12 protein-coding genes are annotated in these 15,185 nt (G+C 55.9%); 3 read left to right on the top strand and 9 right to left on the bottom strand.

Features of this window, described 5'->3' with window-relative positions; genetic code table 11:
* Positions 1-26 precede the first annotated feature (26 nt).
* Entirely contained in the window at positions 27-1,133 is a 1,107-nt protein-coding gene (hemH, locus tag ACFDAU_RS05170) for a ferrochelatase (RefSeq protein WP_413438944.1), read from the top strand.
* Between the two features lie 58 nt (positions 1,134-1,191).
* On the opposite strand, the gene ACFDAU_RS05165 is transcribed toward hemH, so the two are convergent.
* The gene (locus ACFDAU_RS05165; RefSeq protein ID WP_413438943.1) at positions 1,192-1,920 is read right to left on the bottom strand and encodes a phosphatase PAP2 family protein; all 729 of its coding nucleotides are present in this window, start codon (positions 1,918-1,920) and stop codon (positions 1,192-1,194) included.
* A 413-nt stretch (positions 1,921-2,333) separates the two neighbouring features.
* On the opposite strand from ACFDAU_RS05165, the gene soxB reads away from it, so the two are divergent.
* Together soxB and ACFDAU_RS05155 are read left to right on the top strand one after the other, a co-directional pair.
* Positions 2,334-4,007, top strand: coding sequence for a thiosulfohydrolase SoxB (gene soxB / locus ACFDAU_RS05160; protein ID WP_413438942.1), 1,674 nt, complete (start codon positions 2,334-2,336; stop codon positions 4,005-4,007).
* A 68-nt stretch (positions 4,008-4,075) separates the two neighbouring features.
* The gene (locus ACFDAU_RS05155) at positions 4,076-5,122 is read left to right on the top strand and encodes a DNA topoisomerase IB (RefSeq protein WP_413438941.1); all 1,047 of its coding nucleotides are present in this window, start codon (positions 4,076-4,078) and stop codon (positions 5,120-5,122) included.
* Between the two features lie 76 nt (positions 5,123-5,198).
* On the opposite strand, the gene ACFDAU_RS05150 is transcribed toward ACFDAU_RS05155, so the two are convergent.
* From ACFDAU_RS05150 to ACFDAU_RS05115, 8 genes are all read right to left on the bottom strand, one after another.
* The gene (locus ACFDAU_RS05150; RefSeq protein WP_413438940.1) at positions 5,199-7,106 is read right to left on the bottom strand and encodes an ATP-binding cassette domain-containing protein; all 1,908 of its coding nucleotides are present in this window, start codon (positions 7,104-7,106) and stop codon (positions 5,199-5,201) included.
* A 36-nt stretch (positions 7,107-7,142) separates the two neighbouring features.
* Complete coding sequence (gene polX / locus ACFDAU_RS05145) at positions 7,143-8,867, bottom strand: DNA polymerase/3'-5' exonuclease PolX (protein WP_413438939.1); 1,725 nt, start codon at positions 8,865-8,867, stop codon at positions 7,143-7,145.
* Between the two features lie 20 nt (positions 8,868-8,887).
* Positions 8,888-9,286 (bottom strand): TraR/DksA family transcriptional regulator, encoded by a 399-nt coding sequence (locus tag ACFDAU_RS05140; RefSeq protein WP_413438938.1) that lies wholly within the window; start codon positions 9,284-9,286, stop codon positions 8,888-8,890.
* 179 nt (positions 9,287-9,465) lie between these two features.
* The gene (gene pelG, locus ACFDAU_RS05135) at positions 9,466-10,839 is read right to left on the bottom strand and encodes an exopolysaccharide Pel transporter PelG (protein ID WP_413438937.1); all 1,374 of its coding nucleotides are present in this window, start codon (positions 10,837-10,839) and stop codon (positions 9,466-9,468) included.
* Positions 10,839-12,344 carry a GT4 family glycosyltransferase PelF gene (gene pelF, locus ACFDAU_RS05130; RefSeq protein WP_413438936.1) on the bottom strand — a complete coding sequence of 502 codons (1,506 nt, stop codon included), beginning with the start codon at positions 12,342-12,344 and terminating at the stop codon, positions 10,839-10,841. Before pelF ends, pelG begins: the two co-directional genes overlap by 1 nt.
* Positions 12,341-13,342: a hypothetical protein gene (locus ACFDAU_RS05125; RefSeq protein WP_413438935.1), complete on the bottom strand. Its 1,002-nt coding sequence runs from the start codon at positions 13,340-13,342 to the stop codon at positions 12,341-12,343. The genes pelF and ACFDAU_RS05125 overlap by 4 nt, the downstream gene beginning before the upstream one ends.
* The gene (locus tag ACFDAU_RS05120) at positions 13,326-14,657 is read right to left on the bottom strand and encodes a PelD GGDEF domain-containing protein (protein ID WP_413438934.1); all 1,332 of its coding nucleotides are present in this window, start codon (positions 14,655-14,657) and stop codon (positions 13,326-13,328) included. Before ACFDAU_RS05120 ends, ACFDAU_RS05125 begins: the two co-directional genes overlap by 17 nt.
* A complete protein-coding gene (locus ACFDAU_RS05115) occupies positions 14,654-15,172 on the bottom strand; it encodes a penicillin-binding protein activator LpoB (protein WP_413438933.1) in 519 nt (172 codons plus the stop codon). Before ACFDAU_RS05115 ends, ACFDAU_RS05120 begins: the two co-directional genes overlap by 4 nt.
* Positions 15,173-15,185: the final 13 nt, after the last annotated feature.

Below are 15,185 nucleotides of genomic sequence, written 5' to 3'. Positions count from 1 at the left end.
CAAAACCTGGGAAGCCCCAACCCGTCATGTCGCGTTATCTGACCGAACCTGCCCATGCCCATGGCAATGTTGCCAAAACCGGCATCCTGCTGATCAACCTGGGCACACCGGATGCCCCGACCAAGCAGGCGCTCAAACCCTACCTGAAGGAATTCCTGTCCGACCCGCGCGTGGTGGAAATCCCGCGCGCCATCTGGTGGCTGATCCTGAATGGCGTGATCCTCACCACCCGCCCTAAAAAGTCCGCTGCAAAATACGCGGCCATCTGGACCAGCGAGGGTTCGCCGCTACGCTTTCACACCGAGAAACAGGCCAAGCTGCTCAAGGGCTGGCTGGGCGAACGCATCAAATCGCCCTTTGTGGTGGATTACGCCATGCGTTACGGCAACCCATCGGTGGCCAGCGCCATGACCCGGCTCAGCGAGCAAGGCTGCGATCGCATCCTGGCACTGCCGATGTACCCGCAATATGCAGCCAGCAGCACCGCCACCGCGTTCGATGCCGTGTATCAAATTCTGGAGACCAAACGCAATCAGCCCGCGCTGCGCACGGTCCGCCATTATCACGACGAACCCGGCTACATCGCGGCGCTGGCTGCCAATGTGCACGAATACTGGATGCGCAACGGCCGTCCCGAAATGCTGGTGATGAGCTTCCACGGCGTGCCGCGCTACACGCTGGACAAAGGCGACCCCTACCATTGCGAATGCCAGAAAACCGCACGCCTGCTGGCCGAGGCGCTCGGACTCTCCAAAACCCAGTATCAGCTCACCTTCCAGTCACGCTTCGGCCGCGCCGAGTGGATCAAACCCTATACCGCCGCCACCCTCGAAGCACTCGGCCGTGCCAGGACGAAACGCGTGGACGTGGTATGCCCCGGTTTCGTCGCCGACTGCCTGGAAACGCTGGAAGAAATCGCCATGGAAGGAAAGCAGACATTCCTTGCCGCCGGCGGCGGCGAATTCCACTACATCCCGGCACTCAACGAACGTTCCGACTGGATCGCCGCGCTGGGCGAGCTGACGCTGGCCAATTTAAGCGGCTGGGTATCGCCGCAGTGGGATGCGAGCCATGCAGCGCAACGTGCAGAAGAATGTCGCGCGCGCGCCATCGCGACGGGGGCGGCTGTTTGAGCAGGCGGATATCAAAATAATCGTCATTGAATTTTGTATCTGTACGCTGCGCGACGAATCAAGTCAGAAAGTACCTCAATTCAAGAAAGAAAGAATTCGCGAGTACGCGAAAAGTGAGGAACATTTCGGACATTTCATAAAGGACAAAGAAGCCTGCTGTATAAAATATCGCAGGATATCTGTTTTCAATGGACAGCAGATAACCCGTTACCGCGTGGCGTCCGCGCAGTCGGGACATGGCGATAACCAGGAGAATTCCGATCAACGCACCTCCGATCAGATCAGACGGATAATGCAAGCCGAAGTAAAGCCTCGGAAGGCAGATAAATACTGTCGCGTGAAAATAGGCCCAAAGTCCAACCCTGGGTGAAATTCGAAAAAGCGAGGCCGCCAATGCAAACGCCATGACGGCATGGTCACTTGGAAATGAACTCCAGGTTCGCACATCGGGTTCCAATGGCGAAATAAAATGCAAGTCGGGATTTATGAACGGGCGATCCCGGAACGGCAACGTTAATGCAAAAACACGCCCGAAAAACAACGCCGCCAGCGTCGTCAAAATGGATTCAACCAAGATTTTCCGGTTGTATGACTGGTGGACCGTTTTATCAAACCAGAGCCAACAGACCGCCAGAATCATGGGAAAGAACTGGATGATGGTTGCATTAAGCACCCACTCGATAGACTCATCGAGAAGCGGCCATCTGAACATGAACTGATTCAGCCAGATGAGTGTCCGATCATCCCACGCGGTAATTTCCGAGATTATAGGTATAGGTAATGGCATTTTATGCTTGACTATTTCTGGAAGCGGCAGCGAGCAACGCACCACTCGAATTGCTCACTTTCCGGACTTGCTTTTCATGCCTGCTCATTATGCAAGCCGCGTTGCGAATGGTTCTGAAGGCCACCGTATTCTATTGTATTACGAAATAATGATGCAATCCCCGCCTGGCGACTCACGCCACTGCGCCCCAACCGGTTTGTACCAGTCATGCGGCTGAATCACCTCTTATTTCCTTTCTTATGCATGCGCGACAACTTGACCTGCGGTATTCGCCAGAATGCCACACCTTGTCAGCGCACCATGTTTAGCTCCATCCAGGATGTATGTTAGATAGCGCACCGACCTGATCTTCGTGAAGGCGTGATACTTGCAACCACGGATGCAGCAAAGCATCAATTTATAAAGGAATCGCATTGGAAATTTACGTCCCCACAGATTCCAGCCTACCCCACAGCGCAGACCGGATCTATGACATTCCCTGCTTTGGCAATGTCAGTCTTTTGCATTTCACCGATTGTCATGCTCAATTGCTGCCCATTTATTACCGCGAACCCAGTATTAATCTGGGGATAGGAGACAGCGAAGGAAAAGTGCCACATCTTGTCGGCACCCCCCTATTGCAGCGATTTGGCATTGCACCGGGGAGCCGGCAGGCCTATGCCTTTTCCCATCTTGATTTCCAAGCTGCCGCCAGAACCTATGGAAAGGTAGGCGGCTTCGCCCATCTTTCTACCTTGGTCAAACGATTGAAAGCGAATCGCCCCAATGCCTTATTGCTGGATGGCGGAGACAGCTGGCAAGGCTCGGCGACGGCACTATGGACCGCAGGACAGGACATGGTTGAAGCTTCGCTGGAATTGGGTGTGGATATCATGACCGGACATTGGGAATTTACCCATGGAGCTGAGCGTGTCTTGCAGGTAGTACGCAATGATTTCAAGGGCAAGCTTGCTTTTATCGCCCAGAACATTGTGTACGACGGCCAATCCGACCCGGTTTTTGACGCGTATGTGATGCGCGAGCAGAATGGCATTCCCATAGCCATTATCGGTCAGGCTTTTCCATATACGCCGGTGGCTAATGGCTCACAGTTCACTCCCGGCTGGGAATTTGGAATCGATGAAATCCGCCTGCAGTCCGTAGTCAACGAAGTGCGTAAAAAAGGGGCCCAGGTAGTCGTTTTGCTATCCCATAACGGCATGGACATCGACCTTAAACTGGCTGCGAGAATTTCCGGCATCGACATGATACTGGGCGGACACACGCATGATGGGGTCCCGGTTCCGAGTGTGGTGAAAAACCCGGCAGGAGTGACCATCGTTACCAATGCCGGATCGCACGGCAAGTTTCTTGCCGCCATCGATTTCCAGGTGAAAAATGGCCGCGTCACCGATTATCGATATCATTTGTTACCCGTTTTCTCGGAGCTGTTGCCGCCTGACCCGGCCATGCAGGCGACCATACAGCGCGTCCGTGCTCCATTCGAAACCTTGCTGCAGGAACCTATCGCCGAAAGCCGGGAATTGCTTTATCGGCGCGGGAATTTTAATGGCTCATGGGATCAGCTTATCGTGACTGCCCTTCTGCAGGTCAAGGACGCAGAAATCGCCTTTTCTCCCGGGTTTCGATGGGGGACGACCTTGTTACCCGGGCAAATGATTACACGAGAGAATCTGATGGAACAGACTGCAATCACCTATGCTGATACTTCCGTAGTGGAAATGACTGGTGCAGCAATCAAACAGCACCTGGAAAAACTTTGCGACAAGATTTTCAACAACGATCCCTATCAGCATCAGGGGGGCGATATGGTACGGACAGGAGGACTTCAGTATGCATGTGAACCGGCGGCCAAGCTCAATTCCCGCATTAGTGATATGACGTTGAACGGCAAACCGATCCATGCCGACAAATCCTATAAAGTTGCGCGCTGGGGCGCAGGGAGCGCGCAGTCCGAAGGCGAACCGGTGTGGGAGGTTGTAGAGGCGTATCTGAAAGATAGCGCGAGCGTCAAAAATCACACGCCCAACATACCGCGCCTGATCGGCGTGGAATCCAATCCGGGATTGGCATACGATGCGGAATAATGCCAGGATTGCCAGAATCAGCTCGGCCACGGCAAGCTATCACGGCGCATAACAATGGATAGTTAAGCATGACCGGCTTCCCTGCGCCCGCTGACGCGCCAACCGACGAAGCCCGAGCAGTAGGACTGCAATATCTGACGGATCAGTCACCGGGTATACGGCGTGCCGGATCCCCACCCGTTTTCCGGTATCTGGATGCTGACAACAAGGAAATCATTGACCGGGCAATCCTGACCCGTATCGCCAAATTGGCATTACCCCCGGCATGGAACGATGTCTGGATCGCGGCCACGGCAACCGCGCATTTGCAAGCTACCGGACGCGATGCCCGCGGGCGCAAGCAATATCGCTATCACACCAAATGGCGCGCGCTGAGAGAGGAAACAAAATTCGCCCGCATGCTGGCATTCGGCACAGCGCTCCCCGAAATCCGCAAACACGTCGAACGCCACTTAGGCCTCCCGGGCTTGCCGCGCGAGAAAATCCTCGCCACGGTGGTCAGACTGCTGGAAATCACTTTGATCAGAGTCGGCAATGAAGAATACGTCAAGGCGAATCACTCTTACGGTCTCACAACACTACGCAATCGGCACGTCAATGTTTCCGGTGGCAAACTTTCTTTCGAGTTCCGCGGGAAAAGCGGAAAACAGCACAAAATAGGATTACACGATCGTCGTCTTGCAACTATTGTCAAACGTTGCAAGGAGTTGCCTGGTGCGGAGTTGTTTCAGTATGTGGACGACCAGGGCCAGCGCCACGGCATAGGTTCACAGGACGTCAACCAGTATCTGCAGGAAATAACCGGGAATGATTTTAGCGCCAAGGATTTTCGCACTTGGGCGGGCAGTGTGTGCGCATTGGATGCGCTGATCGAATATCCGCCCTGCGCCAGCGAAAGCGAAAGCAAACGCACGATTGCCGCTGTCATTAAAAGTGTTGCGCAGCGTTTGGGCAATACCCCCGCGGTTTGCCGCAAACATTATATTCATCCTCTCGTGCTGGAAAGCTTCATGCAACGGCGCCTGCATGCCTTGTGCGGCAGGCTGCCTTCGGGTCGCGATTCCGCACGCGCAGAACACGCCATGATGAAACTTCTCCGACCCGTCTCTCGGTAAGTTCGCGCAGATACAACTTTCCCCGTCCCGGGCGCTAAGCAATGAATGATTACTGGCGCCGGCGACGGGTGCCAGATCAACCTGCTTGCTTGGCTTCCAGCGCCTCCCAGCGCGCCAGCGCCGTTTCCAGTTCCCCATCGATGTCGGCAAAACGCGCTTGCAGACGCTTGGCTTCACTGGGTTGATTGCTGTATAGCGTGCCGTCGGACAGGCGCGCAGTGATGCCGGTTTGCTCCTCTTCCAGCGCACGAATCTGCTCGGGCAGAGCCGCCAGCTCCTGCGCTTCCTTCCAACTCAGTTTTGACTTGGCAGCTGCTGGCCTGGCAGGTTCCGGCTTGCTCAATGTCGCGGCTTTGATGGCTGCCTTGTCCGCCGAGCCGGACTTGGGGCGCTGCGCCAGCCAGTCGTCGTAGCCGCCCGCATATTCGCGCAGCACGCCATCGCCTTCGAAGGCGATCACCTGGGTCACCACGTTGTCCAGGAAGGTACGGTCGTGTGACACCAGCAACACCGTGCCGGGGTAGTCCTGCAGCAATTCTTCGAGCAGTTCCAGGGTGTCGATGTCGAGATCGTTGGTGGGCTCGTCCAGCACCAGCACGTTGGCCGGACGGGTAAACAGGCGCGCCAGCAGCAGCCGGTTGCGCTCGCCCCCGGACAGCGATTTCACCGGCGAACGCGAACGCGCCGGGGCAAACAGGAAGTCTTCCAGATAACTGATGACGTGCTTGCGCTCGCCGCCGATTTCGACGAAATCGCCGCCCTGACTGATGGTGTCGGCGACGGTCATTTCCTCATCGAGCTGGGTGCGGAACTGGTCGAAGTAGGCGACCGAGAGCTTGGTGCCGAGCTTGACGGTGCCGGAATCCGGCTCGATTTCGCCGAGGATGAGCTTGATCAGTGTGGTCTTGCCGATGCCGTTGGGCCCGATCAGGCCGACCTTGTCGCCGCGCTGGATCACGCCGGAGAAATCGCGGATCAGCGTGCGCCCGCCATAGGCTTTGGTCACGTGCTCAAGCTCCGCCACGCGCTTGCCGGATTTTTCGCCGCTGTCCACGTTGAGGTTGACCTGCCCCAGATGATTGCGGCGTTCGCTGCGCTCGCGGCGCAGCTGTTCCAGACGGCGCACGCGTCCTTCGTTGCGGGTACGCCGCGCCTTGATGCCCTGGCGCAGCCATACCTCTTCCTGCGCCAGCACCTTGTCGAATTTGGCCTGCTCCACCGACTCGATCGCCAGTTGCTCGGCCTTGAGGCGCTGATATTCAGTGAAATTGCCCTCGTAGGTGCGCAACACGCCGCGATCCAGCTCGACAATCTGACGCGACACATTGTCCAGAAAACGCCGGTCGTGGGTAATCACGATGACCCCGCCGGCGTAGCCGCGTATCAGCTCTTCCAGCCATTCGATGGAAGCCAGATCGAGGTGGTTGGTGGGTTCGTCCAGCAGCAGCAAATCCGGCTCGGTGACCAGCGCACGCGCCAGCGCCACGCGCTTTTTCAGGCCGCCCGACAGCGTGCCGACCAGGACATCCTCGGGCAGACTGAGCTTGGTCAACGCTGTTTCCACACGGGCCTGCAAGCTCCAGCCGTCGCGCGCTTCGAGCGCCGTTTGCAGGGTCTGCATGCGCGCCATCAGCGCATCGAAATCGGCATCCGGCTCGCCCATCTTGTGCGTGACTTCATGGTAATCAAGCAGCAGCTGGCTGACCTCGCCCAGCCCTTCCGCGACCGCCTCGTACACCGTGTGCGCCGGGTCGAGCACGGGCTCTTGTGGCACGTAGGCCAGCTTCATGCCGGGCTGACGCCACACATTACCGTCGTCGTGTTTGATCTCTCCGGCCAGCACCTTGAGCAGGCTGGATTTACCCGCGCCGTTGCGGCCGATCAGGCCAATGTGGGCACCGGGCTCGATCACCCAGTCGGCATGGTCGAGCAGCGGCACGTGGCCGAAGGCGAGGGAGGCATTTTCTAATGTGAGCAGAGGCATGGGGCGGGAAACAATACAGTGGGAAAACCGGGCATTCTACATGGTGGCGGAGATTAGCAACTTCAAGTCGGCAAGACTGCGTGTATTCACCACGTCGTCCGCTGCCAGCCAGCCGCGCCTGGCCTGGCCGATGCCGAACAGCAGATCGTCGAATCCCGCGGTGCCGTGTGCATCGGAATTGATCGCCAGCGGCGTGCCTTCGGCCTTGGCCATCTGGCACCAGGTATCCGGCAGGTCAAGCCGCTGCGGCTGGGCGTTGAGCTCCAGCCAGCAGCCGCGCGTACGAGCGGCGCGGATGATGCGCTGCATGTCCACCTCGATCGGCTCGCGCTCATTGATGAGGCGGCCGAAGGGATGGGCCAGCAGGGTGAAGCGCGGATGATCCATGGCGCGCAGAATGCGCTCGGTCTGTTTTGCGCGCGGCAGACCGAAGTGACTGTGCACCGCGCCGATTACGATGTCGAGCCGGTCGGTCAGACCTTCCGGCAAATCCAGGCTGCCGTCTTCGAGGATTTCCACCTCGCTGCCCTTGAGCAGGGTAATGCCGGCGAGTTCGGCATTGAGCATGTCGATTTCGTCCAGCTGCCGGCGCAACCGCAGCGGATCGAGGCCGTGGGCGACTTTCAGGCGGCTGGAGTGATCGGTGATGGCCAGGTAAGTAAGACCGCGCGCCTGCGCCGCCAGCGCCATGTCGCGCAAGCTGGCGTGGCCATCGCTGGCCAGGGTATGCGCATGCAGATCGCCCCTGAGGTCGGCCAGTTCGATCAGGTGCGGCAGCCGCCCGGCGCGCGCCGCCTCGATCTCGCCGCGGTCTTCGCGCAATTCCGGCGCAATCCAGGGCAGCCCTACTGCGGCATACACCGATTCCTCGGTCTCGCCCGCGATGCGCGTCTTGCCCTGAAACACGCCGTATTCGTTGAGCTTGAGACCGCGTTCCTGGGCCAGGGTGCGGATCGCAATACTGTGCGGCTTGCTGCCGGTGAAGTATTGCAGCGCTGCGCCGTAACTGGTGTCTTCCACCAGGCGCAGGTCCACCTGCAGGCCGCTTTTCAGGGTCACGCTGGCACGGGTGGTGCCGCCCGACAACACTTCGGCCACCTCGTCGTAGCCGAGGAAACGCTGGATCACCGGACTGGCGGAGGCGGCACTGACCAGGATATCGAGATCGCCTACGGTTTCCTTGCAACGCCGGTAGCTGCCCGCCAGCGTGACCTGATGCACGCCAGGCACATCGCGCAGGTAGGCCGCCAGCGCCGTCGCGTACTGCACCGCCGCTGCCAGTGGATAGCGGCGCGCTTTGTTGCCGTGAGTTTCGATGGCTTGCAGGATGCTGGCTTCGGTTTTTGGGCCGAAGCCATGCAGCTGGCGGATGCGCCCTTCGCGCGCCATGCGCAGCAGCTGTTCCGGCGTTTCAACCGCCAGGTCGTGATACAGCGCGCTGACTTTTTTGGGACCGAGCCCGGGAATCTTGAGCAATTCGGTCACGCTGGTGGGTACCTCTCCGCGCAGGCGCTCGAGCAACGCACAATGACCGGTCGTGGCGATCTCGCGGATCTTGCCGGCCAGATCCGCGCCGATGCCGGGCAGCCTGGGCAGGTCTGCGCCATTGTCCAGCAGCGCACGCAACTCGCGGCCGTATTCGCCTACCACCCGCGCCGCGTTGCGGTAAGCGCGGATGCGAAACGGGTTGGCGCCCTCGATTTCGAGCAGATCGGCGATCTCTTCGAAGATCGCCGCAATATCGGCGTTGTGAATGGGCATGATCGTGCTCTTTCAGGCGATCACAAACTGGGGCGCGTCTGGCCAGCGTAGATATGTTCGTGCTGTTGCTGGCAGGCAATGCAGCGCTTGGCAGTGGGATAGGCCATCAGGCGATCGAAGCCAATACCGGCGCCGCAGTCCGCACAGACACCATAATCGCCTGCCTTGATACGCCGTTTGGCTGCCTCGATGTCGCGCATCTCGTGGATTTGCCGATCTACAATCGCCAGATTGAGATCGGCAATGGCGTCCGCCACTGATGCATCTCCGATATCGCCGGGAGCGCGCCCCATCACCTCCACATACTGGATATTGCCGGTGCGTTCCATCTCCTCCTGCACCTCGCTCATCAGAGTTCGGTAGCGGCCTGTCAATACTTGATCGAGTTGTGCGGTTTGCTGCGCGGTCAGTTCAGTCATGTTCGGCTCCAGGTCAGTTACGTCTCACAAAATCAGATATTGCCGATCTTTACAATTACAAGACGTGCTTGCCAGTGTAGCGGCAGACCAGCAGAAATGGCAGAAACGTATATTGATTCATGCTTGCTGTTTTGCAGGGCTGACGCCGCTACCGTGAATTCAGCAACATTACGGAATGACTATTTCTGCAGCATGAATGTTTCGTATTCCAGAATCGCCAACTTTCGATCCAGCCAATATAAGCCCACAACGACGGTAATGAGTAACGACACCGCAAAGCCATAGCCATACCAGTTTGCACCAAGCTGGATGCTGAGCAAGCTGAATACAAGATTCAAGGCGGCAAACAGTGCAGTCAGAATCAAGGCTATGACGCGCTTATCCAGGTAGAACAGCACATTCATAATACCCAGGAATACCACCTGCAATCCTGCTGCGACCACATCCACATACAGCAACGAAAGATAATATTGGGAGATGCCGATAATCCTCAATAATGCCGGTGCAGCGACAAAAACAATCAACACCGCCATCGCCTGAATTTTGATAATTTCGAAGATGCCCTGGCGTGCGGTTTCCACCATTTCATCGCGCATTTCTTCTATGTAATCCAGCGTGCCGCCGTCGCGTACTGCATCGTAGAATTTTTGATAAAACCCGACAAAATCAGTTTCCATGCGCACCAGAAACACTGCCATGCCCGGAATAATGGACAAATAGGCCAGGAAAATCGGCAAATCATAGATGAGAGAGGCGTGGAACACGCCGATGACTGATTTACCAGTCGATGGGGTATACCAGAATATGTATTTATCTATCCATACGCCGAGATTAAAGAAAAACCCTGTCCATATTAACGATGCGAACATGCGTTTTTTACGTAAAAAGTCGAATTCAATAAAATGATTGGAAGGATAGGAGCGGATGATCAGCAGCATCATGCCGCTCATGAGTGTGAAATGACCCAACAACATACCGCTCAATAGGCCATTCAGCCCGAAGCCCCGTAAAATAATGGCTGCGACGACAGCAAATCCATAACCGATGGTATATAGGACCAGAATGGCTTTGTAGTTTTTCATGCCGGACAAAAAGATCGTAGCGATCCAGATGTTGCATAGCACCACAAAATTTGCAATCAACAGCAGCCGGTAGACGGCGTCCTGTTCGGGAAAGGCAAACAGCGCCAATGCCATGCCGATCAAACCGGATATCAGCGTCGTTATGAAAATGGCGCCAATAAAATTGGGGAGAATTGCGTCTGTATTTTTCTCAAATAGCCGATCTGCAATATATCGGGTAAAACCGAGCTGTAGAAAGCCGGTCAGAATCAGACTCATCGCAATCAGATGCGTAATCGTGACCTGGAATTGGGTAATCAGCACATGGGGCAAAACCACGCCCAGGCTGAACAAACCGATAATGAGCACACCGAGTATCGACAATACCCATGGCCCGGAACCGATTATGCCCGCATAGGCATAGGCGCTGAACATCGCCAGATAGCTGTCGCGACGCAGAATTTTCTTGATTTCAAAACCAATGCCAGCCATTACTTGATCTCGAGTGCCTGTTGATAAACCTGCTTGAATTCATCAAACATCAGGGTTTGCGTGTAGTAACGCTCTACGCGAGCGATGGCGGCGTCGCGTGCCGGGAACCAGTTTTCCGGGCGTAATAAATCAATCGCTGCGGCTGCCATTGCCTGTGGGTCGGCAATACGGACCACGGCACCCGAAGCACCCAGGGCCTGATCTTCAGGCGTCAACCCATAAATCAACTGCCTGCATGAACCCACATCCGTGGTCAACGCAGGCACGCCCGCCGCATAGCCTTCCAGCAAGACCAGAGGCAGGGCCTCGCTAATCGAGGACAGCACGACCAGACCCACCTTTTCCAGCACCACCTCAACTTTTTGGAATCCAAGGAATTTCACTTTCTCGGTCAGCCCAAGGCTGGCGGTCAAGCTATGGCATTCCTCGGCATAAGCGGGATCTTCGTCTTCCGGGCCCGCGATCCAGCCTTCAGCCTCCGGAACACGATTCACCACGCTACGCATCATGCGAATAAAAGTTTTAACGTCCTTGATCGATACCACGCGCCCGATCAAACACAGGATAGGGGGCGGCATTTCCGGGCGTCTGGCACGCACAGGCTGGAATCGCGCCAAGTCAATTCCATTAGGGATCACACGCGTGCGTTCGGGCGGCGCGCCATCGCTAATCTGGCGCTCGCGATTGGCTTCGTACAGTGCAGTAATAATATCGGCATGGTGATAACACACGCGCCCCAGCGAGGTATAAAAACGCATCCACAATTCGCGGAAATAGCTGACCTCGGTGGGGTCTTTTTCGAAAACATTGCGATTGTCACTGATCCATGTGCTTTGATATAAGTCGATCTTGCGTTCCTTGGTATAAATACCGTGTTCCGACAGAATCAGCGGCTTGCCCGTATGCAATTTCAGCAGGCTCCCCAGCAGCCCGGCGTAACCAGTGGAGATCGTATGAAAAGCACGAACCGGAATGAGGTCAGAAGCGATTTTCGCCATCACCCAAATGGGTTCATGCATGGCCCGCACTGTCCAGAAATAATCGATAAAGGAAGGATCAGTGCAGTGCTCCTGATAATTCCTGGTGATGAAATCCCAGGCTTTCCGGCTATATAAAAAAAACTCTTCGTTGATGTCGCCCTGCTTTAACAGGGTGGCAAGTTGAGCGAAGGCGCCAACGGTATCCGCATGCCCGTGCCGAAACGACTGATGCAGGTTGGCTACCTGTTCGATGATGGCTGGGTCACCCTGTTGGGCTTGTACAACCGGCGGTTTGTGAGCCCCATGCAAATAGTGCGCTTCTACATGGACGACGTTATCGGGAAGTGCATATTTAACCTCGGCATAATCCTGCGGACGGCTACCCAGGAATACCACTGCAAAACGATATTCCGGATAGGCACGGATCATTTGATTGATCCAGCTGGAAACACCCCCGCTCACATAAGGAAATGTGCCTTCCAGCAATAGCGCAATATCGGCACCTTTGGCAGTTGGAAAACTCACGGATGAGTCCCTAACCAGAAACGCTGAATATTGGCAATTTGCGGGATTTGACTATTGAACGGCATCAATTGCAGGTGTTCTCTTACTGCCCGGTAATCATGGCGCTGATAGGCCAGTTCGGCCAGATATGGCTGGATGCGCGTTACCGGCATGCCCAAAGCAATCGCCTGATTAAAAGCGGATTCAGCCTGCTGGGGGTTTTGCTGCTTAATCAGTATCTGTGCAAGCAATACCCATAAATCGCCATCAGCCTTGGTTTCAAGCGCTGCGCGCGTGTAGTGTTCGGCCTGCGTCAGCATGTAGGTAAGCATGTCGCCTTCGGCCAAATGTTCATATGCGAATGCCCAATAGAGTTCGGCCAATCGTTTCTGGTAAAGCTGGCATAAACTGGGTTCACGACAGGCATCGAGCTTTTTCAACAAATCATGGATCAGGGCATTCAGGCTTTTCTCCCGGTTATCCAGCATGCCATACGCGAGCAGGCGCAAGTCATCCGCTTCATCGCCCAGCAATTCCTTCAGTAAGGGCACCGAGTAACGTGCGGACATGGCATGGGCAGAGAGTAGCGCTTTCATACGCACTTCGGAGGACAGACTGGGTGTCTTCAAGCGCGTGCGTATTGCGCCCTCCCCCAGCGAGTTGCGTATCCCCGCGCTCCCCAGGGTAAATTCCGGCAGGCCAACTTTGACAAAGGGGTAATAAATAATGGGTTTGGAGAAAAAACGCGCGGTCACCACGATGGCAATCATGGTAATGAAGGTGAGAAACGGCACGAAAAATGCCAATAGGAAAAACAATCCCAGGACTGCCCGTTTAGGCTGGCGATAATGCCTGGGCAAAAACAATAAAACCAGCTGGGCCACAACGACTGACGCAGCTGCATGCAAGGTCGCAAAACCCAGATATTGCACCGGTACGGGCACGTCCTGTGCCAATGCGGCCAATGCGCCGCTTTCCAGGCTGATCCCCAGGAGAATAAGTTTATTGCTGAGGATCATGGGCGTGTTCGGTTAATGCCACGATAAAGTCATCCAGTCGTGTGCTGATCGGATCCTGTTCCAGGGTAACCGAGCGGGTAAGGATGCCCATCTGGCCAGGACGAGTGCCGAAACGTTCGACGAAAATATGTTCAATTCTATCCAGGTAACCGCCGAGCGCGCCTGCTCCAGCCAACGGCAACAACACCAGGCAAAGGCGCCATTCGCCGCGCACCAGGGTCCAGGTTTCATCCAGGCCGCGCACGGCATTGGCGATGGATTTCAATTGTTCGGCGCTTTCACGAGTGTCGTGTGCTGCAAACCCAACCAGCATGCTGCTAATCTGCATATCCTTTTGCAAACGTCTGAGGGTATGCATCGCCTTGAAGAAATCAATGGGGCAGTCTTTGAGCGTGTCGGTAAGAAAGGGGGTGAATTCAGTGGCGGTAATCGTGTCCGCGTAGTAACTGGTCAATACGGACAGCGTTTGCATGTTCTCAGTTTGCAAGGCAAAAAAGGGCATTTTTTCGACCGCCATGATTGCTATGAGGCGCCCATCGGCGGTTTTGGCAGGTACGGCGACCAGATAGCGGCTAGGCAATTCAGTCAGATTTTCTTCTGTGTTGATGTGGACCAATTCACCACTATTAATACAATGCGCGATGAGAGGATCCTGATCGTCAACAGGAGTAAAGGCGCCGATGCTGGCTACCGGATCCGGGCTGATCTGGCCTTCGTTAACGGCATGCAAACCGGCGACGCTCAGATTACATTGGCGCACCACCAAAGCCAGGTAAATATCGGCGCCAGGCAAGCCATTGACTGCGGGTAGAATGCGGTTGAGTTCTTTCAACCCCTCACGCAGGCTGGACGGCCGGCCAATCAAATCCTGCTCCAGGCGGTCATGGGAAAGACTTAATAAATACAGGCGTCTGGTAAGCAATTCCAGGCGCTGTTCAGTGTAGTGCTGCAATTCCTCTATCCGACGGGTGCGCGAGATCCATACTCCGCTGAATTCACCGCTTATCATTACCATCAAGGTGCCGCCCAGAAAGGTGATGCGTGGAAATGCAGCGTAACTTACTGCCTGGTCCGTTGCCCACACCAGCCATCCGCCCAGAAAGATCAGTACCGAAACCACCCCCATGAATACGCCATAGCGCAATGCAATCAGAACCGGCGCCATCCATATCCACGGAAAAACATGCGTATTGAGCGGATCGCCGGGCAACAGGCTATATGACAACAGCAATGCGCCCAGGCTGATGCCCAGCGTTTCACCCCATTGCCAATATTCCGTTTTGCCGTGCGGTATGAGATGCTGGTAAAGATTCATTTAAACTTGATGTCGCCGGTAAGCTTTTCCAGCAGTTTCTGGGCAACCGCACTGACGGCCTCACGCCCCCATCCGGTACGTGCTCCGGCGGCATCCCAGATCACCTGGCGGTTTTGCAAATCGATGATCCGAAGCGTAACACCGACTGCCGGTTCACCATCCACCCCGGTCTTATAGCGCCACTCGTTAACCGATCCCGTCACCGCATAGCGCGCACCCGTTTGCTGTGCCCAATTGACGGCCTCTTCAACGGCCTTGGCATCGGCAGGCTCAAACAAGCTATCCTGGGTCAACGTGGAAGGATACTTCTTCAGGGAGGTAACGCCGCGCACGCGCAATAATGTTTCGGTAATAGCTTCCATGCGCAAGCCTGCCTGTGGCGTTTCCGTGTGGTTCTCCATCGGCAGTAGCGCCCATTTGACGTTTTTTTCCAGGGCTGGCGCCCGCGTATGGTCGGTCGTTGCGCATCCGGCTAAAACCAGCAATCCCATGCAGGCAATAATCAAGCGTTTCATCCTATTCCTCTCA

It is taken from the genome of Sulfuriferula sp. GW1 (assembly GCF_047300855.1).
Lineage (GTDB): Bacteria > Pseudomonadota > Gammaproteobacteria > Burkholderiales > Sulfuriferulaceae > Sulfuriferula.
Note: the sequence above shows the minus strand (reverse complement) of the source record. Positions and strands in the feature narration are given on the sequence as shown.